11 protein-coding genes are annotated in these 9,358 nt (G+C 62.4%); 4 read left to right on the forward strand and 7 right to left on the reverse strand.

The features are described from left to right. Positions 1 to 144: 144 nt before the first annotated feature. Entirely contained in the window at positions 145 to 756 is a 612-nt protein-coding gene (locus BLS48_RS10505; protein ID WP_091577351.1) for a LysE family translocator, read from the forward strand. A 19-nt stretch (positions 757 to 775) separates the two neighbouring features. Here BLS48_RS10505 and BLS48_RS10510 read toward each other — a convergent pair whose 3' ends face one another. From BLS48_RS10510 to BLS48_RS10520, 3 genes are read right to left on the reverse strand one after another with little or no spacing between them, the layout of a single operon-like run. Further along, a complete protein-coding gene (locus tag BLS48_RS10510) occupies positions 776 to 1,162 on the reverse strand; it encodes a nuclear transport factor 2 family protein (RefSeq protein ID WP_091577353.1) in 387 nt (128 codons plus the stop codon). A gap of 14 nt (positions 1,163 to 1,176) precedes the next feature. Continuing rightward, positions 1,177 to 1,626 (reverse strand): OsmC family protein, encoded by a 450-nt coding sequence (locus BLS48_RS10515; RefSeq protein ID WP_091577354.1) that lies wholly within the window; start codon positions 1,624 to 1,626, stop codon positions 1,177 to 1,179. A gap of 35 nt (positions 1,627 to 1,661) precedes the next feature. Continuing rightward, entirely contained in the window at positions 1,662 to 2,672 is a 1,011-nt protein-coding gene (locus BLS48_RS10520; protein ID WP_091577356.1) for a zinc-dependent alcohol dehydrogenase family protein, read from the reverse strand. A gap of 98 nt (positions 2,673 to 2,770) precedes the next feature. Between BLS48_RS10520 and BLS48_RS10525 the strand changes: the two genes are divergently transcribed. After that, positions 2,771 to 3,406: a TetR/AcrR family transcriptional regulator gene (locus BLS48_RS10525; protein ID WP_091577357.1), complete on the forward strand. Its 636-nt coding sequence runs from the start codon at positions 2,771 to 2,773 to the stop codon at positions 3,404 to 3,406. Between the two features lie 24 nt (positions 3,407 to 3,430). On the opposite strand, the gene BLS48_RS10530 is transcribed toward BLS48_RS10525, so the two are convergent. Then, positions 3,431 to 4,309 (reverse strand): EamA family transporter, encoded by an 879-nt coding sequence (locus BLS48_RS10530; protein ID WP_091577359.1) that lies wholly within the window; start codon positions 4,307 to 4,309, stop codon positions 3,431 to 3,433. Between the two features lie 117 nt (positions 4,310 to 4,426). Here BLS48_RS10530 and BLS48_RS10535 point away from each other — a divergent pair, with 117 nt between their 5' ends. Further along, the gene (locus BLS48_RS10535; RefSeq protein ID WP_091577361.1) at positions 4,427 to 5,329 is read left to right on the forward strand and encodes a LysR family transcriptional regulator; all 903 of its coding nucleotides are present in this window, start codon (positions 4,427 to 4,429) and stop codon (positions 5,327 to 5,329) included. A gap of 54 nt (positions 5,330 to 5,383) precedes the next feature. On the opposite strand, the gene groL is transcribed toward BLS48_RS10535, so the two are convergent. From groL to BLS48_RS10550, 3 genes are all read right to left on the reverse strand, one after another. Next, on the reverse strand, positions 5,384 to 7,039 hold the full coding sequence (gene groL / locus BLS48_RS10540; RefSeq protein ID WP_091577362.1) for a chaperonin GroEL: 1,656 nt from the start codon (positions 7,037 to 7,039) through the stop codon (positions 5,384 to 5,386). A gap of 61 nt (positions 7,040 to 7,100) precedes the next feature. Next, a complete protein-coding gene (groES, locus tag BLS48_RS10545) occupies positions 7,101 to 7,397 on the reverse strand; it encodes a co-chaperone GroES (RefSeq protein WP_006203049.1) in 297 nt (98 codons plus the stop codon). 238 nt (positions 7,398 to 7,635) lie between these two features. Further along, entirely contained in the window at positions 7,636 to 8,433 is a 798-nt protein-coding gene (locus tag BLS48_RS10550; RefSeq protein WP_091577364.1) for a class I SAM-dependent methyltransferase, read from the reverse strand. A 73-nt stretch (positions 8,434 to 8,506) separates the two neighbouring features. On the opposite strand from BLS48_RS10550, the gene BLS48_RS10555 reads away from it, so the two are divergent. After that, entirely contained in the window at positions 8,507 to 9,358 is an 852-nt protein-coding gene (locus tag BLS48_RS10555; protein ID WP_091577366.1) for an ATP-grasp domain-containing protein, read from the forward strand.

The following is a 9,358-nucleotide window of genomic DNA, read 5'->3' on the forward strand; positions in this document are numbered from 1 at the left end:
CAAGCCCTTGTTTTGTGCATGTCGCTGTCCCCAAAAAACGCTGCGCACTTTTGGGCGACATGCATTAGCAAAGACTGCCAATGGTTGTGCTCGCAGCCCTTGCTGGCTACGCTGCGAGAGGGCAGGGCCGTGGAGGATCATCCCTTGAGCATCGAATTCCTGTTGACGTCGCTGATCGTCGTGGCCTCGCCGGGCACCGGCGTTCTCTACACGCTGAGCGCCGGCCTTTCGCGCGGCGCCCGCGCCAGCATCATTGCAGCCTTCGGCTGCACCCTCGGCATCATCCCGCATATGGCGGCCGCCATCACCGGCCTGGCGGCGCTGCTGCACACCAGCGCGGTCGCCTTCGAGACGCTGAAATATATCGGCGTCGCCTATCTGCTCTACATGGCCTGGAACACGCTGAAGGAGAAGGGCGGCCTGAGCGTCGAGGACAATGTCGCGCCGCGTTCGGCTGGCAAGGTGATTGCCACCGGCGTGCTCGTCAACGTGCTCAATCCGAAACTGTCGATCTTCTTCTTTGCCTTCCTGCCGCAGTTCGTCAGCACCACCGAGCCGCACGCGCTATCAAAGATGCTGGAGCTGAGCGGCGTCTTCATGCTTTTGACCTTCGTCGTTTTTGTCGGCTACGGCATCTTCGCTGCCTCGATCCGCACCCATGTCGTGTCGCGGCCAATGGTGCTGACCTGGATGCGCCGTACCTTCGCCGGCGCCTTCGTCATGCTTGGCGCCAAGCTGGCCCTGGCGGACCGGTAGCGGCACCGGGCGAGGGCGACTATCCCTTGACGTATCCCATCGCCTCGACGATCAGCCCGTTCTCGACGCGCATCAGATTGACGCCGCGGACGGAGTTGCCGTCGGCGAGCCAGTAGCGCCAACGGATCGTCGCCCGTTCACCGGCAACGAATGTCTCCTCGAGGTCGAAACGCGTGCCCGGCTGCGTGGCGATCGCCGACCACAGCTGGACGCAGGCCTCCCGGCCGGCGTGACGGGCGCCATCCGGTGCCGGGCCGGTGTTTTCGATCACGCACTGCTCGGCGACCAATGCGGGGAGTGCCGACGGATCGTGTAGCTGGAACACGTCGTTGAAGCGCCGCATGATTTCGGCCGTATGCGTGGAACGGTCATCCGGATGGAGGGCAATGACACTGTCCTGTTTCATCTCGTCTCCTGGTTTCATTGTTCCGTGCTGGCGGTCGCGGTGAGTTCGGCTTTGAGCGTGATGGTTGCCACGCCAGCGAGGGCGCGGGAGACAAGGCATGACGCTTTTGCCGTCTCTGCGAGATCCTGGAACTCATCCGGGGCAAGGCCCGGGATCTCGGCTTGCGTCTCAAGCTCGATGCGGGTGATCGTCGGCCCGGCAGCGGTTGCACCGAGATGCACTTTGGCGACGGTGCGAATGCGTACGGGCACATGTCCATCCCTGCCCAGTATGGCGCTCAGAGCCATCGAGAAGCAGCCGGCATGCGCTGCTGCGATCAGTTCCTCCGGATTCGTGCCCGGACCGTTCTCGAAACGCGACGGGAAGGAATAGGCGCCTTCGAAAACGCCGCTGCCGAGCCGTAGCCGACCTGAACCTTCCCGCAGTGTGCCTTGCCACTCGGCCGAGGCTTCACGAATTGTCATTGTCCGTTCTCCTTTGGTTTTGAGAAATCGATGGGTCAGGGGCCGTCGACGACCACTTTGCCGAAGACGTCGCCCTGCTGGAAATAGCGGTAGGCATCGCCGGCCTCGGTGAAGGCAAAGACCTTGTCGATGACGGGCCGCAGGCGGTGCTGCGAGACAGCGCGCAGCATGGCTTCGAGATTGGTTCGGTTGCCGACGAAGAGGCGGCTGATGGTGGCGAGGCTGCGCTGGTAGAGCGCTGCCGGCATCTGGATCGATCCGCCCTTCGCATCCTGAAGTGTGAGCAGCACGATGTGCCCGTAAAGCGTGCTGGCGATCAGCGACTGCGCGAAGGTCGCAGGGCCACCGGTCTCGACGACGAGATCGACGCCGTCTGTCTGGTCGCGGACGGTCGCCCCCCATTCGGGCATCTCCGATGTCGAAATCACAAGGTCGGCGCCTAGCAACCGTAGCCTGTCGGCCTTCTCGCCACGTGAGGTGACGGCGACGACGCGGCAGCCGAGCAGCTTGGCGAACTGCAGTGCAAAGAGCGCGACGCCGCCCGAGCCGATGACCAGAACCCATTGGCCGGGCTTGGGAATTCCGGCCCCCGTTACCGCATTCCAGGCGGTCAGGCCGGCGCAGGTCAGCGTTGCCGCTTCATGCCAGTCGAGATGATCGGGCAAGCGAACCGCCCATTGCTCGTCGAGAACGGCGTATTCGGCCAGCATGCCGTCCAGCGTGCAGCCGAGCTGGTCGATGAGCCCGGCATTGATGCGCCCGTCGATCCAGCGCGCGAAATAGTTGCCAGTCACGCGATCGCCTACCGCGAAGCGCGTGACGGCATCGCCGATGGCGACAATTTCGCCCGCCCCATCGCTCAGTGGAACGACGCCCAGGCGCGGCGTTAGTGGATAGGTGCCGTTGAGGATCATCGTGTCGCGCCGGTTGAGGGAGGTGGCGCGAACGCGCACCATGATCTCGTGTGGTTTAGGCTGCGGCTGCGCCTCGTCGCGCATCACTAGGCACTCGGCCCCGCCGGACCCTTCAAGACGATAGGTTTGCATGCCGGTTTCCCCGAATATGTAGACTGATCTACATATTATGTAGACCGATTGTCATATTCAGCGCAAGTCTATAGTGATGGCTGCTGACAGAGGTTGACATGGCGAACGACACCCGCACCCGCATACTCGAGACCACTGGACTGCTGCTCAGGCAGCGCGGCTACCATGGCACCTCGCTCAACGACATTCTGAGCGCCAGCGGCGCGCCGCGTGGCTCGCTCTATTTCCATTTTCCCGGCGGCAAGGACCAACTGGTCATCGAGGTGACGCGCGATAGCGTCGCCAGGGTGACAGAGAGGCTGGGCGAGGCGCTGGCCGCCGAAAAGGATCCGGCCGTGGCCGTCCATCATATTTACCAGTCGGTGGCGCGCATGTTGGAGGACAACCAGTTTTCGCTCGGCTGTCCGATCGCGCCTGTCGTGCTGGACTCGCCGACAGACGTACCGGAACTGGCGGACTTGTGCCGCTCGGCTTTCGAGCAGTGGATAGGCTTGCTGCGGGAGGCCTTCGTCAGGGCAGGGGTGCCCGAGCGTCGCGCCCACGCTTTGGCGCTGCTGGTCGAATCGTCACTGGAAGGATTGATGGTGATCGCCCGTGCCACCCGCGATCGCGCCCCGCTATGGGCGGTGGCCGATGAAGTCGCGGCGTTGATCGAAGGTGCCGTGCTGGCTGGATCAGGCCGCAACCGCGACGCGGCGATTTCCGCGGCCGAAATACCGTCGCAAGGATCCTGATATATGGCGATGCGCCCGACTGGATCAGGCGTGCTTCTGCACCAGCATTGTCTGCCTCAGCGGCGCCACAACGACCACCAAACCGGCAAGGATCAGCATCATTCCTACCACGCGGGTCACTTCAAACTGCTCGCCCAGCACTATCCTGGCAGAAAGCGCTCCGAAGATCGGTACCAGAAGCGAAAATGGCGCGACGGTTCCGGCCGGATATAGCTTCAGCAAATGGCCCCAGATGGCATAGCTTAGAATGGTCGAGAGCACCGATATGTAGATGACCGCGCCCGCACCGCTCCAGCGCATTGCCGTCAGGGCGTGGGCGATCGTCGCCGGTCCGTCGAGCAGCATTGACAGCGCGAAGAGTGGAACGGGTGGGATCAGGCTCAGCCAGACCACCATTGCAAGCATGTCGACCTTGCCGGCGCCACGCAGCAACACATTACCGAATGCCCAGCACAGCGCCGAAGCGAGGCACAGACCAAGGCCGGCGGTGGAGAAATCGCCTCCGACAGTGAGCCCGATCACGCCCAGCCCGACAAATGCAATCAGGGACCCGGCGACCTGACGGGCCGTCGGCCTTTCCCGCAGCACGATTGAGGCGATGAGGATGGTCAGAAAAGCCTGCGACTGCAGCGTCACGGATGCGAGCCCTGCGGGCAGACCAAGTGCCATTCCAGTGAAAAGCAGGGCGAACTGGCCAAGGAACAAGGTTGCGCCAATCCAGAACAAGCGGGGCCACGACACATTTGGGCGGGGCAGGACCAGCGCCGGCAGCGAGGCGACGACAAATCGCAGCGCTGCGAGCAGCAGCGGCGGGAAGCTGCCGAGACCAATGCTGATGACGGTGAAGTTTATTCCCCAGATCGCCGCCACCAACAGCGCCAGAAGCATATGCCGAGATCTCATGATTTCGCGGTCCCAAGCACAGGATGCCGGTGACGATTATTCGTCTTCCATCCCGGGAGAATATCGCGCTACATGACATAACTGAAACAACGTAACTGGAATGCCGATATACACAGAATGGAAAACAGGCCTGTTGATCTCAATCTGCTTGTGGTGTTCCAGATGCTCATGAGCGAGTTGAGCGCGACGAGAGCCGCCGCACGGCTCGGGCTTAGTCAGGCCGCGGTCAGCGCATCGCTGAGGCGGCTGCGAGCGCTCTATGGCGATCCGCTGTTCACGCGTACGCAGCGCGGCCTGCTGCCGACGCCGCGCGCTGTGATCCTGCGACCACTGATCGAGGAGGCGCTAGGGATCATCAGTGGAACGCTGGATAGCACGAGCCCGCAGGCGGAAGATCGGGCGAAGGTCGTTGTTGTCAGGGTTGGCCTTTCCGACGATTTCGAAATGGCGTTCGGCGCCGGCATCATCAAACTGACCAAGCAGAGAGTGCCCAATGTCAGGGTCATCCTGCGCCAGACCAACAGCTTCGTGGCGGCGCAAGCGCTGAACGACAAGGAAATCGACCTCGCCATCACCTCGGGTGGCGTCACCGACAGCCGGCTGAAACACATCTCGGTTGGGAGCTCGGACTACATGATCGTCTATGATCCTCGCTCCAGACCCGGGCGAGAACCGTTCACGGTCGAAGAATACCTCTCACGAGATCATATCCTGGTTTCCTATTCCGGCCTGAGCGGCGTCACCGACGACGTGCTTGCCGAACATGGACTGCGGCGCAAGGTCCTTGCGGCGACCACGCATTTCTCCGCCCTGTCTTTTCTCTTGTGGAATAGCGATGCACTGGCGACGATCCCGAGCCATGCCGCGCGCGCACTGTGCGGCCAGGGCCCATTTGAGATGGGAGCCTGTCCCTTGCAGTTTCCGCGTTACGCATTCGGGGTGAGTTGGCGTTTCGACACCGTCCGCACTCCAACGGTGATGCAGGTGCGCGATGTGATCGTTGAGTCGTTCGGCGTCTGATCAATGAAAAAGGGCGGCATTTCTGCCGCCCCTTTATATGCCAGAGTGGCTGGATTAGAAATCCATGCCGCCCATGCCGCCCATGCCGCCGCCGCCCATGCCGCCAGGCATGCCGCCGCCAGCCGACTCCTTCTTCGGAGCCTCCGCGATCATGGCTTCGGTGGTGACCAGCAGGCCGGCAACCGAGGCCGCGTCCTGGAGAGCCGTGCGAACGACCTTGACCGGATCGACGATACCCATGGCGATCATGTCACCATATTCGCCGGTCTGGGCGTTGTAGCCGAAGGTCGCGCCCTTGTTCTCAAGGATCTTGCCGGCAACGATCGATGCTTCCGCACCGGCGTTCGACGCGATCTGGCGGGCCGGAGCCTGCAGCGCGCGACGCACGATGTTGATGCCAGCAGCCTGGTCGGCATTGGCGCCGGTGGCCTTGATGTTGGCCGAAGCGCGCAGCAGCGCGACGCCGCCGCCAGCAACGATGCCTTCTTCGACGGCCGCGCGGGTCGCGTTGAGGGCGTCATCGACGCGGTCCTTCTTTTCCTTGACTTCGACTTCCGTCGCACCGCCGACGCGGATCACCGCAACGCCGCCCGCCAGCTTGGCGAGACGTTCCTGCAGCTTCTCCTTGTCGTAGTCCGAGGTGGTCTCTTCGATCTGCTGCTTGATCTGGGCAACGCGGCCCTGGATCTCGGCCTTCTTGCCGGCGCCGTCGACGATGGTGGTGTTCTCCTTGGAGATCGACACCTTCTTGGCGCGGCCGAGCATGTTGAGGCCGACGTTCTCGAGCTTGATGCCGAGGTCTTCGGAGATGACCTGGCCACCGGTCAGGATGGCGATGTCTTCCAGCATGGCCTTGCGGCGATCACCGAAGCCCGGCGCCTTGACGGCGGCGATCTTCAGGCCGCCACGCAGCTTGTTGACGACCAGCGTGGCCAGGGCCTCGCCTTCGACGTCTTCCGAGATGATGAGCAGCGGCTTCGAGGTCTGCACGACGGCTTCGAGGACCGGCAGCATGGCCTGCAGGTTGGAGAGCTTCTTCTCGTGCAGGAGGATGTAGACGTCCTCGAGCTCGGCAACCATCTTGTCGGCGTTGGTGACGAAGTAGGGCGAGAGGTAGCCGCGGTCGAACTGCATGCCTTCGACGACTTCGAGTTCGGTCTCGGCGGTCTTGGCTTCCTCAACCGTGATGACGCCTTCGTTGCCGACCTTCTGCATCGCTTCCGCGATCATCTTGCCGACCGACTCGTCGCCATTGGCCGAGATGGTGCCGACCTGGGCAACTTCCTCGGAGGTCTTGATCTTCTTGGCAGCCTTGCCGAGCGCCGCGACGACTTCGGTGACGGCCAGATCGATACCGCGCTTCAGGTCCATCGGGTTCATGCCGGCGGCAACCGCCTTGTGGCCTTCCTGGACGATCGACTGCGCCAGAACGGTCGCGGTCGTGGTGCCGTCGCCGGCAATGTCGTTGGTCTTCGAAGCAACTTCGCGGACCATCTGCGCGCCCATGTTCTCGAACTTATCCTCAAGTTCGATTTCCTTGGCGACGGTGACGCCGTCCTTGGTGATGCGCGGGGCGCCGAACGACTTGTCGATGACGACGTTACGGCCCTTGGGACCGAGCGTGACCTTCACCGCGTCGGCAAGGATGTTGACACCGCGCAGCATGCGCTCACGGGCGTCGCGGGAGAATTTTACGTCTTTAGCAGCCATTTTTAGCTCCTGGCAGGGGCTTGGGGTAAGCCCGGAATTCAGTTGACGGTGAGGCCGATTATCAGCCGATGATGCCCATGATGTCGGATTCCTTCATGATCAGAAGGTCTTCGCCATTGAGCTTGACTTCGGTGCCCGACCACTTGCCGAACAGGATGCGGTCGCCAGCCTTGACGTCCAGCGGAACGAGCTTGCCAGCTTCGTCACGAGCGCCGGAGCCGACAGCGATGATCTCGCCTTCCTGCGGCTTTTCCTTTGCCGTATCCGGGATGATGATCCCGCCGGCGGTCTTGGATTCGGATTCGACCCGGCGAACGACCACGCGGTCATGAAGCGGGCGGAACTTCGACTTAGCCATTTTTTCTTCCTCGATGAGAACGGTGAGAACAGTTCCTCCGTCCGGCGGCGCCGGACATATGGTTAGCACTCACCGAGGGCGAGTGCTAACGTGGCGCTGAGATAGGCCGCTGGCCTGCGAGAGTCAAGGCGCGCGAGAGGGCGCAATCGCGCGAAATTTCGTTCGCGCAGGTGACGGATAGCAGAATGCGTCGGTTGCCGCCTGGGAGCGAGGAGGAATTTTGTCCATCATTCGGATTCTATCGGTGCCGGGGTGACCGCAGCACCAGCATTGGGCATCGCTCGGCGAGTCCATAGGTGCCGGTCGCCACGATGCGAATGTCGCCGAAGAAGGCCTCTGCTTCATGCACCAGCGTCGGGACCGGAGCGAAGCTGTAGATGGCCGGCGAATTCCTGTAGACGTCGATGGTGCCGATGACCGGCATGTCCCAGCCCGTGCGCGCGCAAAGCTCGTCGCGGTCGGGGAACAATTCGTCGAACCTCTCGAGGATTGCCTGCACCGGAATGGCGTGATCGGGCGCTACCCCCGTGGCTGTCATTGCGACAAGCCATTTGAGTGCGTGGAAGGTCGAGACGCCGCCTGAAAGGGCAAGCGTCCGCACCGCCTGCGGATCATCCGGCGTTCCCGGGCTGGCATAGAGCCGGAGACCTGCGCGGCCGTTGGGCCCGAGCACGCGCGCGATCTCCGCGAACAACGCCCGCCGCGCGACCGAAAGGCCAAGTGCCGACAGGCAGCCGTCGCCGATCATCGCATCTATGCTTGCTCCGGCAACCGGCATCTCCAACCAGTTGCCGGCCACTGCCTTGCGTGTGGCGGTGTCGCCTGGCCAGATGCCGGAGATCATGGCGGGGGATTCATCGAGCGCCAGCATCGTCCTGCCGAGACCGGCAAGTTCCGGAGTGACCCCGAGCAGCACCACGTCGAGCGATTGCAGACTGAGTTCGTGCTCATAGGTAGCGACCGCTTCCGGCGGCGGGCAGAGCGGCGATCCGAGAAGCTGCCAATGGCGGCGAATTGCATCCCAATGATTTGTCATGCAAAACGGCTTGGAGGATGTGGGGGCATGGTTCCTTCGAGACTGTTGGTTGCCTGATGGGCATGGAGAGGCCATGGCTCGCATTGCCGTGATAACGCATGAGTATGATCGGTTCCAGAGCCGGCGCGGCGTTCTATTGCGCCAGGACAGCCCCTACATGCTGTTCGACCTTCTGGCCGAGTTGAAGAGGCGTGGCCACTCGACACAGATTCTGCGCGGGCCTTCGTCAAGGCATGATGCCGATATCGCGGTGCTGCATGTCGATGCGACGGTGACACCGGCCGACTATGTCGAGTATGCGCGCGGATTTCCGTTCTGCCTCAATCTTGGCGCGGCCGACATTTCCAAGCGTCGGATCAGCGGCGCGGTCCTCAAGGACGGTGACCATTGGGACGGCCCCATCATCGTCAAGAGCAATCTCAACCATTGGGGGACACCCGAGCAGCAAATCAATCGGCAAGCCGAGCGCGCCGGCAAGGCCGTGCCTTTTCCTGGCGTGCGGATATTCGATCAATACCAAGTCCACGCTTCGCTGGCTGAAGTTCCGCCGGAGATGCTTGTGCGTACCGACCTGGTGGTGGAGAAGTTCATTCCCGAACCGGCGCCTGACGGTTTTGCGGCGCGGTTTTGGATATTCTGCGGCGATCGTGAGCGCTGCACCCGTTATGTCTCACCGCAGCGCCTCGTAAAAGGCGACGATACGATCCTCCGAGAGGCTGTTCCCGTACCCGAAGAATTGCGCGCCTTGCGCCATCGGCTTGGCTTCGACTACGGCAAGTTCGATTTTGTCATGCATGGGGGCAGGGCGGTATTGCTCGATGCCAACAAGACGCCCGGACGCGCCAGGAACCTGTCGAAGATCGTTGCAGCCGGCACCGCCAACCTTGCAGACGGTTTCGAAGCCCTGATCCGTCGGGCCGGATAG

Origin of the sequence: Mesorhizobium qingshengii, from assembly GCF_900103325.1 — a bacterium.
Taxonomy (GTDB): Bacteria; Pseudomonadota; Alphaproteobacteria; order Rhizobiales; family Rhizobiaceae; genus Mesorhizobium; species Mesorhizobium qingshengii.

Coding starts and splice junctions, on each gene's coding strand:
- BLS48_RS10525 (WP_091577357.1), top strand. CDS start 2,771: ATGGCGAACGACACCCGCACCCGCATACTCGAGACCACTGGACTGCTG.
- BLS48_RS10535 (WP_091577361.1), top strand. CDS start 4,427: ATGGAAAACAGGCCTGTTGATCTCAATCTGCTTGTGGTGTTCCAGATG.
- BLS48_RS10530 (WP_091577359.1), bottom strand. CDS start 4,309: ATGAGATCTCGGCATATGCTTCTGGCGCTGTTGGTGGCGGCGATCTGG.
- groES (WP_006203049.1), bottom strand. CDS start 7,397: ATGGCTAAGTCGAAGTTCCGCCCGCTTCATGACCGCGTGGTCGTTCGC.
- BLS48_RS10555 (WP_091577366.1), top strand. CDS start 8,507: ATGGCTCGCATTGCCGTGATAACGCATGAGTATGATCGGTTCCAGAGC.
- BLS48_RS10550 (WP_091577364.1), bottom strand. CDS start 8,433: ATGACAAATCATTGGGATGCAATTCGCCGCCATTGGCAGCTTCTCGGA.
- BLS48_RS10520 (WP_091577356.1), bottom strand. CDS start 2,672: ATGCAAACCTATCGTCTTGAAGGGTCCGGCGGGGCCGAGTGCCTAGTG.
- BLS48_RS10515 (WP_091577354.1), bottom strand. CDS start 1,626: ATGACAATTCGTGAAGCCTCGGCCGAGTGGCAAGGCACACTGCGGGAA.
- BLS48_RS10510 (WP_091577353.1), bottom strand. CDS start 1,162: ATGAAACAGGACAGTGTCATTGCCCTCCATCCGGATGACCGTTCCACG.
- groL (WP_091577362.1), bottom strand. CDS start 7,039: ATGGCTGCTAAAGACGTAAAATTCTCCCGCGACGCCCGTGAGCGCATG.